The sequence below is a fragment of the Rhodohalobacter sp. 614A genome, assembly GCF_021462415.1.
Taxonomy (GTDB): Bacteria; Bacteroidota; Rhodothermia; order Balneolales; family Balneolaceae; genus Rhodohalobacter.
Genome location: NZ_JAKEDS010000003.1, coordinates 37,341 through 54,931, shown reverse-complemented (window position 1 = coordinate 54,931; position 17,591 = coordinate 37,341). Strand labels below are relative to the sequence as shown.

Here is a 17,591-nt window from a genome sequence, read left to right as displayed (position 1 = left end):
AATCAAATAAACAAAGGAGAGTTTGTGAGAAAGGGAAGTAGCTTGATTGAATATGTATAACTAAACGTTTTGTAACGTCCCTTGAAAGGATCAATCACATAACTATAAAATGGAATGGTTCGTCTCGAAAATTTATTACAGTGAAAGTGGGTATTAAGACTTATTTCATAATTCGGTCGCGGTGGTTCTGCCCCCATTTGCTTAATTCCGAGATTACCCCGTCAAGCGTTTTTCCATAATCGGTTATGGAATATTCAACCGTAATTGGTTTCGTGTCCCGGACTTCCCGCTTTACCAATTCATTTATTTCTAATTCGCTCAACTCTTTGGAGAGCATTTTTGCAGAGATGCCGTCAATTTCATCTTTCAGTTCATTAAATCGTCGGGAACCGGTATGGAGAACTACAAGAATCGGGATTTTCCACTTGCCGTTTAATAAATCCATGACATCCCGAACAGGGCGCAGATGAGTGCAGCATTGTTCTTTAGTAACAGACTCAAAAGTTATTTCAGACATAGACAGTTACTTTTCGTTATCGGGTTAATTACGGTCAATTGATAACTTATTTTCAGTAGTAGTAACTTTAAGTAACAATAAATTGAAATACAATAAATATGTTTTCAAAAAAATGAAAAAAACTAAAATACTTTACTGGGTAGCCACCGGAATAGTAAGCTTGATGATGCTTTACAGTGGCTATTTGTATTTGGTCAGTCCGGATATTGCTGAAGGATTTGTGCATCTTGGATTTCCCAATTACTTCAGGGTGGAACTGGGTCTTGCTAAAATCGGCGGGGGTATTCTGTTGCTGGCTCCAATAAAAGGGCGGTTCAACGAATGGCTCTACGCAGGATTTACAATTACCTTCATTTCGGCTTTTGTCGCTCATATTTCAGCGGGAGATCCATTGTCTAAAGCCATTGCACCAATTGTGTTTCTGGCGATATTAGCCGGTTCATATATGGCGTATCATAAGCTTGAAGAACAAAAAATGGCAGAAAATTAAGGCGAGAAAGTTTACTGAGAAGAGTGCTGTATGCAAGCATTCTTCTCAGGTTCTAATAAACTTTGAGCAGAGGTTAAGTGCTATTTTTGATACTGACGAGAATGGAAATTCTTATTCTTTAAGAGCCGACACAATTCCGCTTCTTTCGTCAATTTTAAACGTGAACCTGAAGGTGGTTCCATGATCATTATTCATCACTAAATCTGCTTCCAGTTGTTTAATTAAGGTACTGACCAGTGTAAAACCAAGATTACCAACATCTTCTAACCTGGAAGAACCAAGATTTAGTCCTTTTCCGTTATCTTTTAATTCAATATTGATATGTTCACTACTAGGTTGGCTAACTTTTATCTGGATGGTCCCGCTTTTATTTTCATCAAATGCATGCTTGATTGAGTTTGTGACCAGTTCGTTAATAATGAGGCCAACTGGCAAAGCCTGATTCGCATTCATCTCTATTTTCGGTATCTGGAGATCAAACGTCACTTCACGTCCCCACAGCCGGCTATATTGCTTAAAGTTTTCTACAATACTGGCTATAAATTCTTTGATGTCGATATATTTGAAACTATGAGAAGAATATAAGAGCTCATGGATTTTGGCTATCGTTATAATCCTGGACTCGGTATTGGAGAGGATATTTTTAATTTTTTCATCATGCTCATTACGAAGTCTTTCAAGCAACAAAAAACTGTTTATAATCGCCAGGTTGTTTTTCACCCGGTGGTGGACCTCCTGTAGTAATATCCGGTTTTCTTCGTGGGCCTTATAGAGTTGCTCAATATTTTTTTCCCGATCCGTGATATCGTGAAAAATGCCGACAACAATATTCCGATCGAAGAAGGTGCCCTCAGAAAGTGTAATTTCGAGCGGGAATCTTGAGCTGTTTTTTTTGTGTCCCCAACGGTCTAAAGTAATCACTTCACCTTTCATTGTTTCTTCTAACAATTTTGAAAGAGGCATAATTTTTTGTGATTCAACAGCAATGATATCTTTGGGTTTTTTGCCAATCAGTTCCTCTTCAGTGTAACCAAACATTTCAGTTGCCGCCTTATTCACCTGGATGAATGATCCATTCGGTTCCATCAGAATAATTCCATCCTGAATACTGTTCAGCAAATCACGATATGTTTTTTCACTTTTATTAATTTTTTCAAGATGGTTAACATATTCAGTTACATCCTTAATGACGATGCAGAGCAGTTCCTGATTATCCTCGTCTTTAACGGTAGATGTTGAAAATGCAGCAATAAAATGGGTTCCATCTTTTAGATGAACCGGCAGCGCTTCATTTAAATATTCGTGGTTTCTTGCACGATTTATAAAATCTTCGACGTCTGATTGATCGGACGCGAAAATATCGCCAATTATCTTCCGTTGTAGATTTTGAGTACTTAGCAGTTTATTGGCAGATGGATTGCACTTTAGAATTTTTCCTTTTTCATCGAGAAGCAAAATACCATCCTGACTGCTGGAAAAAATAAGCATCAATTCATTATATCTTCTGAATAACTCATTTTTCCAATGCGACATATTTCTTACGTAGCGTATGGATGCTGTTCCGCCAACTACAATGAGAACAAGGCCGATAGCAACCAAATTATACAGCAGAAAAAGCTTTAATGAGTTAGAAAGGCTATTAATGTTATAAGTGAATTGTTTTGTAAGTGGAATTATCTGATTGGTCAGATCATTTAACTCATTGAAATATATATTTTGTTGATCCTCAGGTATCGGACCATTTTCAAAATCTGCTCTAATTTGTTGTCCAAGTAAATGAAGATTATCCAAATAGTCGAAAATTTCCCCTTTCAAGGAAATAGACTGATTAAATAGTTGAGAATTTGGAAAAAAGAAGGAGTAAAAGTTGGAGGTATAAACTGAATAGACGAGTTCGATATTCTCATAGTTGTTTGAAAAACTATTCTCTAATAAAGGATCTAAGAACTGATTGATGTCAGCCTGGGAATCTTGTGCGAGTTGTTCCCAACCCTTCTTCTCTTCCAACAGTTTGTGCATCTCATTTTCAAAATTTTCAAAATTTTGATCGTTACCCGAATGCACATATACCATCAAATTGATCACGGCATTTTTTTGGGTACGTGACCATACTCCCTGTTCGGTAAGTAAGTCGCGAAGCCCGTCTTCTAAATCTTCGGAAAAGAAATTGAATGCGATTAAGCAGATGGTGAGTGCGGTTATAATAATCGCTGTTAAGGCTAGTTTTCTCTCATTTTTGAAAGAGTGAGAATAATAATTTTGGTCCTCTTTCATCATTTTGAGATACCTTTTAAATAATTATTCCCCATTCTCGTCTGTATTTACACTGTAGACCTGGCAAAGCTACTGTTAGGATAATTTAATGAAAATTATTGTAATAACTGTAAGTAGAAGATTATAGTTCAGATATGCCAAAAGCCGTGTTTTGGCAATAAAAATGAAATCAAAAAAAAGAAAATCTCTTCAACAAGTTCTCTTTTCATCAAACGTCATTTTCGGTAAATAAAACGGATGATTTTAAAATTGTCTCTGACTGCGTTTTATGTAAATGTGGAATTGAATTTGAATCGTTCGTTACGATGATTTTTTCAGCTCCACAAAACGCACAATAACGTATGCAATTAATGCAAAAATAAAGAAACCGAATAACAGCCAGGCAATGCCCTGAAGTGTACTGATAACCGTACGATATACTTCCAATATCCAGCGATCTGAATTCAGGATCACAATTTGAGCTCCGTCGGGATGCAGCGGGGTAATATATTTTTCAAGTTCCCAAATCCGAACACCGGAGGAAATTCCAACCACATAAATCGCAAATTGTAAATAGCGAAGCCAGGCCCGGCTAATTGATTCTTCAATTAATCGATTTAAAATACTCTCAAGTGATTTTTTAAAAACCCTGACGATAATGTAGCATACAATTACAGAAATCAGGAATGTGATAACCAATAGTGTAACAAACATAATTTCCTCCCTTTCTTAGCTTTTGTGTTTACAGAATTTTTTGGTGACAAACGAATGCTTTTCCTTTTGAGAAAGGTAGCAAAAAAAGAATATCAACTACCAGATATCTGTTTTTGTTTCCTTCATGTGATCCATTGAGATTTTTCGAAACTTGAAATCAAGTATAAGGAATCGTTTTTAGGATATGCTTGATTGCCTCAAGCCGGGCGTGGGTTTTTTTGTTGGCATCGACAATAACCCAAGGTGCATGTTCTGTATTTGTTACTTCAAACATCTTTTCCTTGTACCGGGTGTACGAATCCCATAATTCCTGAGCGCGTTCATCCACGGACGTCATTTTCCAGCGTTTGAGTGGACTTTTTTTGATATCGCGAAATCGTCTGGCCTGCTCTTTTTTTGTGATGGAAAAGTAAAATTTAACCAAATACGTGTTGGACTGGATGAGCATTTTCTCAAACTCATTGACTTGAGACATAAAGATGTTGTACTCTTCTTCTGTACAAAAACCGTTGACAGGTTCCACGACAGCCCGGTTGTACCAGCTTCGGTCAAACAAAACGATCTCACCGGGATTTGGCAACTGGTTTATATATCTTTGGAAAAACCATTGCTTTCTTTCGTCATCTGAAGGAATGTTTAATGCAACACTCCGGAAGTGCCGTGGATTAATCCGTTCGGTCAGCCGACGGATTGCACCGCCTTTTCCTGCAGCGTCCCTTCCTTCAAATATTACAACTATTTTCTTGTCATTTTGGATGACCCAATTTTGCAGTTTAATGAGCTCTTCCTGCTTTTTGTTCATCTCATGGGCGTACACGGTCTCTTCGAGGGCTTTTCCCAGGTTTACCTTTCTGCTTTTCAAAAGAGCATACAAACCGTCTTTTGAGTTCAGAAGTTCTAAATCTTTTTCAGTTAAATTCATTCTTTGAGGATCTGCTTTTCAGTAATGGATGCTTGTTGAAATTGGAGCGTTACCCCAGGTAAAGTAACAACCGTTAGGTTTCGCCTCTGCTTTTCGGCGCTCAATCCGATGTGAATAACAATATTCATATCCATTCACACTAAATATCAATTTGGGTTGAACTTCGGTGGTATCTCATTACAATATTTGGGTCGGGCAGAAGAGTTGTTTTCGATTCTCCCTTTCCATCATAATTTAATCGGGACAAGATGTAACGCATACTTTCAATCCTGGCGAGTTCCTTGCTGTTCGCTTTTACAAGAATCCACGGGCAGTAATCGGTGTGGGTTTTGTTGAGCATCTGTTCTTTGTAATAAGTATATCGATCCCATAACTCCTGGCCTCTCATATCCACGGGGCTGTATTTCCAGCGTTTTAGAGGATTTTTTAATCGGGACTCAAACCTTTTTTTCTGCTCATCTTTCGAAATCGAAAACCAAAATTTGATAATGATCAACTCATCTTCATACAGCAGATGTTCAAATTCGGGGACCTGCACCATGAATTGTTCATATTCATCATCTGTACAAAAGCCCATGACCGGTTCAACAACGGCCCGGTTATACCAACTTCGGTCAAAGAAAACGATTTCGCCCGGATTTGGAAGTACTTTAATATATCGGCGGAAATACCATTGCCCTCTTTCAACTTCTGTAGGTTTGGTGAGTGCCACCACCCTTGACGATCGCGGGTTCAGATGCTGTTTAAGTCGTTTAATCGTTCCTCCTTTACCGGCGGCATCGCGTCCTTCAAAAATAATTGCGAGCCTTTTTTTGTGTTTCTCCACCCACTTTTGAAGGTTCATCATCTCAACTTGTAGCTGTTTTAACTCGGCTTCATACCGCAGCTTTTCCAATGTTTTGTCAATAGAAATGCCGTGCTTCTTAGCCATTTTAACGAGGTCGCTTCTGGTCCTGGCATTTTGCAGTTGCTTTGCTGTAAAATTCATGATTTAAAAATGATTAGCCTTCAGTTGAAGAAATATATTTCCGGGGTTCTGTTGATGCTTTTAAAATGGAGAAATCTTACTTGGCATGATTCATTCGACAATAATTTCTAAATATTTAACCCGTCTGTTCCGGGAACGGCTTTTAAATTTCAGTGAATAGAATAAGATCTGCAAAAAAAGTCAAATATTAGTCTGAACTATTCATGATTGATTTCAAACGAAAAACTTTATTCAGTGGGAACATTGCAGTTTGTTTGATTTACAAATTAAAAATGAAGGAAGTTGGGCTTTGATGAACCCAAAGATTTTTATTAGCCATATAAAATGGTTAAAATCGATATTAGAGTCTTACAAATGATCTATTCCCAAAAATAAATGATGACTAAAATGCTTGCCAACTATACCCGTATTGTCACTGTTCTCGTTGTCGTCTTTGGGTTGATTTTATTCGTCGGTTGTTCTTCAAAAACCACCTGGGAAGAAGCCGAAGTGGCCGGTACCTATGAGATGTATCAAAACTACATTGAGAGCAATCCTGACGGACAATACCTTGAGGAAGCACAAATGAAAGCAGATTCGCTGTATTGGGAATCCATTGCCGCCGATACAATTGCGGAGTCCTTTGAAACATACATGGAAAAATTTCCCGAAGGCAGATATCAATCCGAAGCACAGTCTAAAATTGCGCAGATTAATCAGGGACCGCCTGAACCATTAAGTACCACCGCCCGGGTTACGGGATCGGGTGTGATTATCAGAAGCGATCATACAACGGCGTCATCCTCAGCCGGTGTTGTGGCCCGGGAAGGAACGGTTGTTGAAATCCTGGACCGGTACATTGCCGGGAACAGCGTGGAAGCCATTTTAAAAAATGATGTAACCGCTGAGGTACGTGGTCAGCGCATCCGACTTTCTGCGGGAAAAGCAATTCGTATTTTGTCTGATCAGAATGAGTCTGTACGCGCTTCCTTTTCAACACAGCAATTCGGCAGGGTGGAGGCTTCCATTCAAAAATCAGATATTGAAGCAATTGAAGGACAAACATGGTATCAAATCCGAACCAAAGATGGAATTACCGGCTGGATTTTCGGAAAGTTTATTGAAGAATTGTAAAAGATGTATGTGGTTTGTTGTCAGTTGTCTCTTATCCCTTATTTTCAGTACTTAATCAGCAATCCCCAAACCACCAACAACTAACAACTAACAACAAACTAAAACATGCGATTTTTCCTCGTTTTTCTTTGCATTCTGATGTTAAACTGCCAGGCTGAACCTGAGAATTCAGCAGAAATGAATTCGCAGTCGAAAACGGCAAGTCAGGCTCAAGCCGACACCACCCGCCAATACTCCATGCCGGAAAATACCTCGGTTGAGCTTGTGACTGGCCACTTTGAATTTGAGGATCACGAAGATTTTGTACGCGTGGCCGACAGCCTTTCAGACAAGGAAATTTACCTGCAGAAACCAACATATGATTCTTTTCTTGAAATGGCTGAACGTGCTAAGCAAAATGGGGTAGAGCTGATTATCGTTTCCGGAACAAGGAATTTCTGGTATCAGAAATCGATTTGGGATCGCAAATGGCAGAACTCTGGGGAAGCAACGGATTTAGACAAGGCGAAAGAAATTTTACTCTACAGTTCCATGCCGATGACTTCGCGTCATCATTGGGGGACTGATTTAGATCTCAATAATCTGAATAACGAGTGGTTTGAAGAGGGAGAAGGAAAAGAGATTTACGACTGGCTGACAACCCATGCCAACGATTTTGGTTTTTACCAGGTGTATACCGAAAAATCACTGAACAACCGTACCGGTTATGAAGAAGAAAAATGGCATTGGTCTTATATGCCACTTGCCGGACCATACCTGGATTTCTACAATGAACACGTCACAAACGAAGACATTACCGGTTTTGAAGGTTCCGATCTTGCTCCGGAAATTGATATGGTCGGAAATTTTGTGAACGGGGTTTCGGTAAAGATTAAGAATTATTGACGTTTGGCTATAGAGACAATCGCAAACGAAAATCCCCGGCAAAACTATCCACTAAACTAGATAGCGGGCTTGCGGATCCACATCACATTGTTTCTTTTCCCACATCAAAAATTGATCCCGGCGAATAAGCCAAATACAAAGTTTTTTGCATCGAAATCGTCATCATCGGCTAACTTTGTAACGGCTTGAGACAGACGGAGTCCGACTTCAAACTGGTCAATCTGAACCCCGGCTCTTAGAATAACTCCCATCTCAATATCATTCACTCCTTCCACATCGCGTTTGCTGCCATCTTCTCTCTCCAGTTTTGAAGACGTATTAAAGCCGAGATACGGCCCGGCTTTAGCAAATGGAGTGAGAGATTTTTCGGAGGAAAAATAGTACGACACCAAAGCGGCTGCTGCGATATAATCGAATTTATAAGTCCTTTCTCCGCTTGCGCCTTCATACCCTTTTTGAGTATAAAAAAGTTCTGGCTGAAGATATAGGGGGCCGTCGGTCAACTGAAATTTATAATAACCACCCAGCATAAACCCGATGCGGGAAGAAGTGTCAAAGTCGGGATCTCCATTAATATTGGCAAAATTAACGCCGGCTTCAGCGCCCCAGCTTCCCCGGCTTTGAGCCTGGACATGACTGGCGATCAGAGTTACTGCTACGAGAAGGAAAGAAATTGAGAGTTGTTTTTTCATGTTATTCAATTATTTGATTCGCTGTTTTATGCTTTTTTGAAGTTCATTTTGTCATTGCTTTATCCATTCCACTTCACCCGAGAAAGTGAGTTGCAGGTTGCCCGTTATAAGGACGTATTCGAAAGTGAAAAGTACATTTCCGTCTACGAACTCTCCTTCTCCGGTCAGTTCTCCCAAAATCGTATCACCGCTGCCAAATATTGAGATATCGGTATCCTCAAGCTCAAATTCACTTCCCGATACTTCGGCAATGGCATCATCCTCTACAGTAAAAGAAATGACATTTGGGTTATTGACAGCGCCAAAGAAAAAATTCAATCCATCTTCTAAGAAATCTTCGATATCCAGCTCTATTTCATCCATGCTTCCGTTAACAAGCTCGATCTCAATTTCTGAGGTTGTGGGAATGGTAATTGTAGTATCAGCGGTATTTCCATTGGAAATCTGCACTAACATCATGTCATATTCTTCATTCTCAAATTCCCCGGTAAAATTCAGCCGGTTATCTACCGAAAAGACGGGCCCCGTAGCCGATTGGCCATTCACGGAAACCTCAATGGGACCCGAGGTGGCGCCTTCAGGAACGGTTGTTTGCAATTCTTCGGAATCAGCGGAAGTGACCATCGCGGATGTACCATTGAATTCAACCATATTTTCGGAAGACATGGAACTAAACCCCGTACCAGTAATGGTTACTGATGTACCGATACCTCCGGACTCTGGGCTGACAGAGGTGATTTGGGGCGGTGAATCGGAGTTACTGCTGTTACATCCGGCGATTCCAAATAGAACGGCCGCCAGGAGATAAAAGGGATTTGCGATGTATTTTGATCTTTTCATAGTTGGGGTATTTTTTGATGTTTAGTGCTGTGTGATATTTTTGATTGGGATTCGCATCCTTTTTTGCAATGAGATTTTTCAGGATGAACAGACGGTTAATGCTATTCAGAAGGCGTGGATGAAAATGATGATTGGTTTGTTTTTTATTGTTTGCATAGATTTATGATTGTTTCGTTGAACTCATCCACTGGCAATATTTTTACAGAAAGACATCGGCCAGTCAGTGATTCATAAGTAGAGGGATGCCTTTACTCCATAAATCGTAAACCGGCTTCCATACCGGCCATTTGAAAGTCATTTTTCTTTTAAACCTCATGCAATGAATACCTCAATCGATATAACCGGCTATCTTGAGGAAGCCCGGAAAGGGGATGCAGAAGCATTTAACCGGGTATATAGTTTGGTTTATGATGAGCTTCGTTCCATTGCACACCGGCATTTATTTCAACACCAACGGGGAGAGACTTTAAACACAACAGCACTGGTTCATGAGGCATATGAGAGGCTCATCGGGAATTCTAAAATAGAATGGCAGGACCGGAATCACTTTTTTTCGTTAACCTCTCGTGCTATGCGTTTTATTTTGGTTGATTATGCCCGTGCAAGGACAGCGGAAAAAAGAGGAGGGAAATCGGAAGATCTGCCTTTGGATGCGATTCAGCTTGCAGCCGATGAACGTTCCGAGGAACTGGAAGCTCTTGATGAAGCTTTAAAACTTCTCTCAAAACACGATGAGCGACTGGAACAGCTTGTTGAGCTCAAGTTTTTCGGAGGACTGAATTATGAAGAAATTGCAGCGATTATGAATCTCTCAAAAAGAACGGTTCGGAGAGATTGGCAACGCGCACGTACATGGATTTACTCGGCCATGCGTTAGCGAGATAGGATATTTACTTTGGTGGATTCCAACTTCCATTCACGCTTTTTAATCATTTTGTGATCATCCAATCCGCACCCTCATGAAAAATCTGACCCATGATCGCTGGCTGCAAATTGATACTCTTTTTAAAGAGGTTTTAGAATTGCCGTCACACAGCAGGAAAACCTTTCTCCGGGATACATGCGGAGCCGATACTGAACTTATGAATCATGTTGAAAAGCTCCTTCAAATGCATGATGAAGCTGAAGATCTTCTGGGTGAATCTGCCGGTACATTTGCCGCTCCGATCATTCCGGACCTTTTGACCAAAATGGGAGGATACACTGAAGAATCAGAAGCTCCCGGATCAACAGTCGGTCCCTACGAAATACTTGAAAAGATTGGCCGGGGCGGAATGGGAAGTGTATATGTTGCTAAAAAAGCAGATGCTCCATACGACAAAAAAGTGGCTTTGAAACTTGTCCGGCGGGGGATGGACACCCAAGATATACTTCGCCGTTTCCATCACGAAGGTAAAATTCTTGCTTCGTTGGAGCATGCAAACATCGCACAGCTTTATGACGGCGGAGTGCATACGGACGGCCGACCATTTTTTGTGATGGAATACATACAAGGCGAGCCGATTGATAAATATTGTAACAAGCACAAGCTTTCAATCAGGGAGAGATTGGAATTGTTTAAAACCGTTTGCGAAGCCGTTCACTATGCCCATCAAAACCTGGTTGTCCATCGTGACATTAAACCGGCCAATGTCCTCGTGACGGATGACGGGACCATCAAACTTGTGGATTTTGGTATTGCGAAACTGCTGCAGCCGGATGAAATATCGGTGACCCATTATCACACGCAAACAGGAATGAGACTGATGACCCCGGAGTTTGCCGCTCCCGAACAGATCCAGGGTAAACAGATTACCACGGCTTCTGATATTTATGCGCTTGGAGTGCTGCTATATTTGCTGGTGACCGGTCAGAAGCCGTATCGCATAGAGAAGAATTCTATGTTGGAAATGGAGCGTGTTATTTGTGAAACGGAGCCGATTCGTCCCAGTGAGGCTGTGGCTGGAGAAATTCGATCTGTATCTCAGGTTATCACTGAAGAAACAACGGATTCTGAACTCAATGCGCGATTTGGGAAGAAAGATGCCGAAGATCTCAAAAAAGAACTTGCCGGAGATATTGATCGCATTGTATTAATGGCTCTCCGGAAAGAGCCTGATCGTCGATATCGTTCGGCTCTTGGATTTGCAGAAGATATCGAAAACTATTTGCAGGGAAGGCCCGTGTATGCGCGTCCCTCCACGATTCAATATCGAATCCAAAAATTTATCCACAGAAACCGGTGGGCTGTTTTGGCTTCGGCAATAGCAATATTTGCCGTGATTTCCGGACTTGCCATTGCTCTTTGGCAGGCAGATGTCGCAAGAACAGAACGGGATGTTGCACAAAATGAAGCGGCAAAAGCCCAGGCTGCCCAGGATTATCTCATTCAGCTATTTGAAGCGGCCGATCCGGCGGAAAACAGGGGAGAGCAAATGACGGCACAAGAAATCGTCAGAAATGGAATTGCCCGTATTGAGGCTGATCTTGCCGGTCAACCCGAAGTTCAAACAGAAATGTATAGCGTTTTGGGGCGGGTTGAGCAGGCTTTGGGTGATTTTGATCAATCCGAAGAACTTCTTCAAAAAGCACTCGATAACACCCGGAAATTGCGCGGAGAAAATCATCCGGATGTAGCTGCAATCTCGTATCTGCTCGGCGATGTTTTGCGCTGGAAAGGTGATTATGACAGATCAGAAACACTGTTGCGGGAAGCTTTGGAAATGCGCCGTCATTTTATCCAGGGAGATGATCCGGATATCGCCATGAATATGGACCGCCTGGCAAGAACACTGGAGATGAAAGGTGATTTTGAAGAGGCTGAATCTTTATACAGACAAGCTTTGACCATGCGCCAAAAACTCTTTGGGGAAAACTCCGATGCAGTTGCTGCCAATTTGAATAATCTTGGTTGGCTGTTGTTTCAAATGGGAGAAATCGAGTCATCAGAAGAAGCCCTTCGGCGTTCATTGGATATCAGGGAAAAACTTGTTCTCGCTCCACATCCTGACCTGGCATCGACCATGTCGAATTTGTCGGTTGTGTTGCGAACAAAAGGTGATTTTAAGGACGCCGAATATTTTTCAGTGCAGGCTTTGGAGCAGGAACGAAAGCTTTATGGCGAGGATCATCCAAGAGTTACAACGGCTCTTAATAATCGTACGCTCATTTTATTAGAGCTTGGACATTATGAGGAGGCGGCCAAAAACTATCAGCAAATTCTTGAAAACAACCGCAGGCAACTGGGGCCCGATCATTTGTATGTTGGGTTTGCTCTTTCCGGTTTGTCCGATGCGCTAATTGAATCCGGTCGAAACGATGAAGCCATCTCTTTTTTGGATGAAGCCATTGATGTGTTCAGGGTTTCTGTGGGAGAGAACCACCGTTACTACGCCATGGGATTAGCGTTTAAGGGAAAAGCTCTGTCTGAAAAAGCCCCCGACAAAGCAATACCGTTTTTGGAACAATCCATGGATATCTATGAACAAACCGTTGGAGAAAATCATCCGGATTTGGCCAGAACCCTGACCATTTATGGCAAAGCTTTGCAAGCTGATGGGAAAAAAGATGAAGCAGAATCTGCTTTCAAAGAAGCCCTGGAAATCCAGAGACATACGATTTCAGTGAATCATAAAAATACCATTTGGACGCTGACGAATCTCGGTCAACTGCTGACAGAACAAGATCGTACGGATGAAGCGGAACCATTTCTCCGGGAAGCGGTGGAAGCTTCTGAAATCACACTGCCACAGGAGCACTGGCAACGATTATCTGCTCACCTGGTATTGGGCGAATGTCTCGCCGCGGGAGGGCAAACAAAAGCCGCACAAGAGGAGATCAATCACGTGCTGGATATCGTACGTGACCGGACAGACTATCACGGAATCCGGCTTCAAAATCAGGCAAAAGAATTGCAAAAGTCGATGGCTGTTTTGTCGAGTGCTAATTGACAGGAGATGGAGTAAATCCTGATTTGACTTAGCAAACAAATGTATGACCACCATCGAAGGCTCTGAACTTGCATCACAAATTGAAAGGGTTGGGAATTATGTGAACGGGGTTTCGGTGGGGTGAATGGGTATTAACGGTTCGGCATTTCTGCTGCGTTGCAATCAATTTTGAAATAAAGCTAAAAATACTTGCACGTCAGCAGGAAATGCTTGTTATGTTTCTTGACGGCTTAATTTGTTGTAATCAATTTCACTATTCAATTCAAGTATTAAGACAATTAAGCTTTTCTTAATATTTGAAATTCGACCTGTAAGGTGTGAATTGAAATTAATATTCTCTGACATAAAAATATCCGACTCTATTTTAAATGATCGAATAAATTCAATAGTCGTAAATAATGTTCTTTTAAGATCTAAAAGTGGATTTAAGATTTTAGGGTCAAATCGAGACCCAAAAGTATTTAGAATTGAATTGTATTCCTGTAATATTATCTGAAAATTCGATTCTATTTTTAGTATTGATGTATCCGCTGCTGAATTCACTTTGTCCAAAATGAGCTCATCTGTCATTTTTTCGGCCAAAAAAGTTACTAATTCATTATTGCGAACGTTACAATCCGAACTCTTTAGTTTTTTTGTGTCAAACAGTTCTTTGGGAATTTTGAGCGAGTCGTTGATTCTGCCAATTAATCCCATATTTATTAATAAAATATCTTCGAGTACCTTAGAATCAACTTTTTCCCATATTCTTTTTTCGTGTAACCAGATTATTCCTTCAACACCAGCTAATGTGATTACAATGGCAATAATATTTGTTGATAGACTTGTAAAAAACTCTTGAGTATTTCCAGACCCTAAATAAAAAAAAGATATTGCTGAAAGTGAGATCAATGAGATAATTATTAAAGCGTAAATAAAAATTCTCATGCGAAGTAATTTTTTTTAATGATTAGAGATCCAAGAACTAACAAATAAAACATTTCCTAAAGCAATAAGTGAAATCCTAAAACCAACATACTTCTCTCCATTATTGCAGTCTTTATCACCTGATACTAAAAATTGTGATCCATAATATACCATGCCCAACCAGTTGGCGCATGAATATTTCCTCTAATAAAATCTAAAAATTCATTTCCTCCATCTTCCATTGCTTTATAATAGACTTGGTCTGGATTTTCGAGTAAATCAAAAACTTTAAGTATTAATCGTTTTCCTTCACTATTGCCGAATAAAGAATTCAAGGTAAAGGACAAAACCTCTATAAATTTTTCTAAATTTTTTTGGGCAAGATTATGAAGTGAAGCATCCAGCATACCAGCTATGTAACCAAGTGAATAAGAATCTTTAGCTTTTGCAGGCAGAGAATCTTTACCTCCTTGCATTTGTATATGGCTATCAATTATCGAGATAACCGCTTGTGCCCCCGAATAATAAATATTATCTATTCCATGCGAAGAGGAAGTTGAATTATTATTGCTTTTAAAAAGCCACCAAGCAATTATTATGATCCCGATTATTATTAAAATTTCCATACGCAAGTATTTGTTAAAATTTCATTTAATAAAATGGTTTATATATATCTTACTCGATTTTTAATAGTAGACTGAAAAGAAACATAACATATGTCTTACCAATTAAGAACAATGAGTGATAATCCCCAAATTGTTTGGAAATTCTAATTTCAAAGTATTCGATAATCCCATTCAATAACCGTTATTATCGAATATTTTATAAGTAAAATATTCACAAAGGATAGAAGTCTAACTACATAGTCGTGTGGTTCTCAGAAGAAGGAAGGATATTGAAGAATCGAATAATGATGAATCGATTTTTGTTTATGGAAAGCTAAAATCAATCATTCTCTCTCTGCCCCAAAAATGCACGAATCCCAAGCCCGAAAAGTAATCCGCCTAAAAGTCCGTACACCAGTTCTCCGGTGAGGACGCCAGCTATCAGGCCCAAAATTAAACCGATTGCAAAACCCCGATCTTTAGATATGATTTTTTCGTCCATTCTTTTTCTTTTTGATGAGAGAGTATACATCAATCGTGTCAACTCTCCAATCTGAAATCCAACATTCGCCTGTTTCAACAACGCGGTTTATTGGCTAACTTTAGCAGTGAATAAAATAAACGGAGTTGATCGTGTCAGAACGAAATGTGAACGTTGGGATCGTACAAATGAGTTGTACAAAAAATTCCGAAGAAAATCTGATTAAAGCCATCGAAAAAGTGAGAGAAGCTGCCGGGAAAGGCGCTCAAATTGTGTGTCTGCAAGAGCTGTTTCGGTCGCTCTATTTTTGCGATGTGGAAGACTATGACAATTTTAAACTGGCAGAACCAATTCCCGGTCCCAGTACGGAGGCCCTTGGGAAACTGGCCGGTGAACTGGGTGTGGTCATTGTCGCATCGCTGTTTGAAAAACGGGCGGAAGGGCTCTATCACAATACCACCGCGGTGCTGGATGCTGACGGTTCGTATCTCGGCAAATATCGCAAAATGCATATTCCGGATGATCCCGGTTATTACGAGAAATTCTACTTCACACCCGGCGATACCGGCTACCGGATTTTCGATACGAAATTTGCAAAGATTGGCGTGCTGATCTGCTGGGATCAGTGGTATCCCGAAGCCGCCAGGATTACGACGTTAAAAGGGGCTGAGATGTTGTTCTATCCCACGGCAATCGGATGGCATCGTTCGCAGGATGATCCAACCAATAACGAACAATACCAGGCGTGGCAAACCATTCAGCGGTCGCATTCTGTGGCCAACGGAATCCCCGTGATTTCTGTGAATCGTGTGGGTGCCGAAGGCGAGATGAATTTCTGGGGCGGTTCGTTTGTCACCAACTCATTCGGGCGGATTTTATACCAGGCTTCTCATACAGACGAAGAAGTGCACGTGGAATCTCTCTCCATGACCAAATCCAACGAATACCGAACTCACTGGCCGTTTTTAAGAGATCGTCGAATCGACTCATATGATCCCATCACCAAGAGGTTTTTAGATGAAGATGAATCTCGTTGAAGCTCCTGAGAATCCCGATCCAAAGCCAACGTTTGAAGGGATTCCTGCCGAAAAAGGCTACTATTTTCCCGCGGAGTTTGCCGAACACGAAGCGACCTGGCTGAGCTGGCCTCACAATCCTGATACATGGCCGGGCAAGATCGAAAGTATTTTTCCAGCCTATACTCAGTTCATAAAGTTGGTGGCGGAAGGGGAGAAGGTGAATATCAACGTCGGCAATAAAAAAATGGCTGAAGAAGCATATTCGGTAATTGAAAAAGCCGGGGCTGATATGAACCGGATTTTTTTCTATTTGAATCCAACGAATGATGCCTGGTGCCGCGATCATGGCCCGGCGTTTTTGGTGAATCCGGAAGCTGATCACAACAAAATAATTGTGGACTGGGGATACAATGCCTGGGGCGAAAAATATCCGCCGTATGATCTGGATGATGCGATTCCGAGAAGAATAGCGCTGCAAAAAAAACTGCCGTTTACCATTGTCGATATTGTGATGGAAGGCGGATCGGTGGATTTCAACGGAAAGGGAACCGTGCTCACCACGACGTCTTGTTTGCTGAATGAAAACCGCAATCCACATCTCACAAAAGAGCAAATTGAAGAATACCTTCGGGGATTTTATGGCGTGACAAATATTCTCTGGCTGGGGGACGGAATTGTGGGCGATGACACCGACGGACACATCGACGACCTGACCCGATTTGTAAATGAGGGCACCGTGGTTACGGTTGTTGAAGAAGACTCTTCCGATGAAAATTATCAACCGCTGAGGGAAAACCTGGAGCGATTGCAAATCCTGAAAACCGAAGAGGGAAAACCACTGAATGTTGTGGAACTACCGATGCCATCAGCTCGGTATTACCAGGGACAGCGTCTTCCATGTTCCTATGCTAATTTCTATATCTGCAACAACTATGTGATTGTCCCGGTTTTTGACGATCCGAATGATGAAAAGGCGTTGGACATCCTGCAGAATTACTTTCCGAATCGTAAAGTAGTCGGCATTAATTCGATTGATATTATCTGGGGATTGGGATCTTTTCATTGTTTGAGTCAGCAGGAACCGAAGGTTTAGCTTTATAAAAAACTGTCAGTTTGAGCGCAAAGAAAGAGCGGTAGCGAAAGAATGAAGTCGAAAACTTCTTTTACTCTTTTACTCGTTCCGAACGTCCCGTTCGGAACGGAATGTTAAGCTCCGCTTCTTTTTGAAGGGAAGCAG

The 17,591-nt window shown here is 41.0% G+C and carries 17 protein-coding genes; 7 read left to right on the top strand and 10 right to left on the bottom strand.

Annotated features, from left to right (window positions below; all coding sequences use genetic code 11):
- Positions 1 to 160: 160 nt before the first annotated feature.
- Positions 161 to 517 (bottom strand): winged helix-turn-helix transcriptional regulator, encoded by a 357-nt coding sequence (locus tag L0B18_RS13990; RefSeq protein WP_234572414.1) that lies wholly within the window; start codon positions 515 to 517, stop codon positions 161 to 163.
- 112 nt (positions 518 to 629) lie between these two features.
- Between L0B18_RS13990 and L0B18_RS13985 the strand changes: the two genes are divergently transcribed.
- On the top strand, positions 630 to 1,007 hold the full coding sequence (locus L0B18_RS13985) for a DoxX family protein (RefSeq protein WP_234572413.1): 378 nt from the start codon (positions 630 to 632) through the stop codon (positions 1,005 to 1,007).
- 111 nt (positions 1,008 to 1,118) lie between these two features.
- Here the strand turns inward: L0B18_RS13985 and L0B18_RS13980 are convergent, their stop codons facing one another.
- The 4 genes from L0B18_RS13980 to ppk2 (L0B18_RS13965) all read right to left on the bottom strand — a co-directional run bounded on the left by L0B18_RS13980 (position 1,119) and on the right by ppk2 (L0B18_RS13965) (position 5,884).
- Positions 1,119 to 3,284 (bottom strand): PAS domain S-box protein, encoded by a 2,166-nt coding sequence (locus L0B18_RS13980; protein WP_234572412.1) that lies wholly within the window; start codon positions 3,282 to 3,284, stop codon positions 1,119 to 1,121.
- 297 nt (positions 3,285 to 3,581) lie between these two features.
- On the bottom strand, positions 3,582 to 3,974 hold the full coding sequence (locus tag L0B18_RS13975; RefSeq protein ID WP_234572411.1) for a hypothetical protein: 393 nt from the start codon (positions 3,972 to 3,974) through the stop codon (positions 3,582 to 3,584).
- Between the two features lie 157 nt (positions 3,975 to 4,131).
- Positions 4,132 to 4,896, bottom strand: coding sequence for a polyphosphate kinase 2 (gene ppk2 / locus L0B18_RS13970; RefSeq protein WP_234572410.1), 765 nt, complete (start codon positions 4,894 to 4,896; stop codon positions 4,132 to 4,134).
- Positions 4,897 to 5,035: 139 nt separating this feature from the next.
- Positions 5,036 to 5,884, bottom strand: a complete 849-nt coding sequence (gene ppk2, locus L0B18_RS13965; protein WP_234572409.1) for a polyphosphate kinase 2 — start codon at positions 5,882 to 5,884, stop codon at positions 5,036 to 5,038.
- A 375-nt stretch (positions 5,885 to 6,259) separates the two neighbouring features.
- On the opposite strand from ppk2 (L0B18_RS13965), the gene L0B18_RS13960 reads away from it, so the two are divergent.
- Both L0B18_RS13960 and L0B18_RS13955 read left to right on the top strand, forming a co-directional pair.
- Positions 6,260 to 6,997 (top strand): SH3 domain-containing protein, encoded by a 738-nt coding sequence (locus L0B18_RS13960; RefSeq protein ID WP_234572408.1) that lies wholly within the window; start codon positions 6,260 to 6,262, stop codon positions 6,995 to 6,997.
- A 105-nt stretch (positions 6,998 to 7,102) separates the two neighbouring features.
- Entirely contained in the window at positions 7,103 to 7,882 is a 780-nt protein-coding gene (locus L0B18_RS13955) for a M15 family metallopeptidase (RefSeq protein ID WP_234572407.1), read from the top strand.
- 104 nt (positions 7,883 to 7,986) lie between these two features.
- Here L0B18_RS13955 and L0B18_RS13950 read toward each other — a convergent pair whose 3' ends face one another.
- Both L0B18_RS13950 and L0B18_RS13945 read right to left on the bottom strand, forming a co-directional pair.
- Positions 7,987 to 8,574: a porin family protein gene (locus tag L0B18_RS13950; protein WP_234572406.1), complete on the bottom strand. Its 588-nt coding sequence runs from the start codon at positions 8,572 to 8,574 to the stop codon at positions 7,987 to 7,989.
- 51 nt (positions 8,575 to 8,625) lie between these two features.
- Complete coding sequence (locus L0B18_RS13945) at positions 8,626 to 9,414, bottom strand: IPT/TIG domain-containing protein (protein WP_234572405.1); 789 nt, start codon at positions 9,412 to 9,414, stop codon at positions 8,626 to 8,628.
- Positions 9,415 to 9,733: 319 nt separating this feature from the next.
- Here L0B18_RS13945 and L0B18_RS13940 point away from each other — a divergent pair, with 319 nt between their 5' ends.
- Together L0B18_RS13940 and L0B18_RS13935 are read left to right on the top strand one after the other, a co-directional pair.
- Positions 9,734 to 10,291: an ECF-type sigma factor gene (locus tag L0B18_RS13940; protein ID WP_234572404.1), complete on the top strand. Its 558-nt coding sequence runs from the start codon at positions 9,734 to 9,736 to the stop codon at positions 10,289 to 10,291.
- A gap of 82 nt (positions 10,292 to 10,373) precedes the next feature.
- On the top strand, positions 10,374 to 13,343 hold the full coding sequence (locus tag L0B18_RS13935; RefSeq protein WP_234572403.1) for a serine/threonine-protein kinase: 2,970 nt from the start codon (positions 10,374 to 10,376) through the stop codon (positions 13,341 to 13,343).
- 213 nt (positions 13,344 to 13,556) lie between these two features.
- On the opposite strand, the gene L0B18_RS13930 is transcribed toward L0B18_RS13935, so the two are convergent.
- From L0B18_RS13930 to L0B18_RS13920, 3 genes are all read right to left on the bottom strand, one after another.
- The gene (locus L0B18_RS13930) at positions 13,557 to 14,270 is read right to left on the bottom strand and encodes a hypothetical protein (RefSeq protein WP_234572402.1); all 714 of its coding nucleotides are present in this window, start codon (positions 14,268 to 14,270) and stop codon (positions 13,557 to 13,559) included.
- Positions 14,271 to 14,395: 125 nt separating this feature from the next.
- A complete protein-coding gene (locus L0B18_RS13925; RefSeq protein WP_234572401.1) occupies positions 14,396 to 14,875 on the bottom strand; it encodes a hypothetical protein in 480 nt (159 codons plus the stop codon).
- Positions 14,876 to 15,194: 319 nt separating this feature from the next.
- The gene (locus tag L0B18_RS13920; protein WP_234572400.1) at positions 15,195 to 15,434 is read right to left on the bottom strand and encodes a hypothetical protein; all 240 of its coding nucleotides are present in this window, start codon (positions 15,432 to 15,434) and stop codon (positions 15,195 to 15,197) included.
- A 53-nt stretch (positions 15,435 to 15,487) separates the two neighbouring features.
- On the opposite strand from L0B18_RS13920, the gene L0B18_RS13915 reads away from it, so the two are divergent.
- Positions 15,488 to 16,372: a carbon-nitrogen hydrolase gene (locus L0B18_RS13915; protein WP_234572399.1), complete on the top strand. Its 885-nt coding sequence runs from the start codon at positions 15,488 to 15,490 to the stop codon at positions 16,370 to 16,372.
- A complete protein-coding gene (locus L0B18_RS13910; protein ID WP_370647593.1) occupies positions 16,359 to 17,447 on the top strand; it encodes an agmatine deiminase family protein in 1,089 nt (362 codons plus the stop codon). Before L0B18_RS13915 ends, L0B18_RS13910 begins: the two co-directional genes overlap by 14 nt.
- Positions 17,448 to 17,591: the final 144 nt, after the last annotated feature.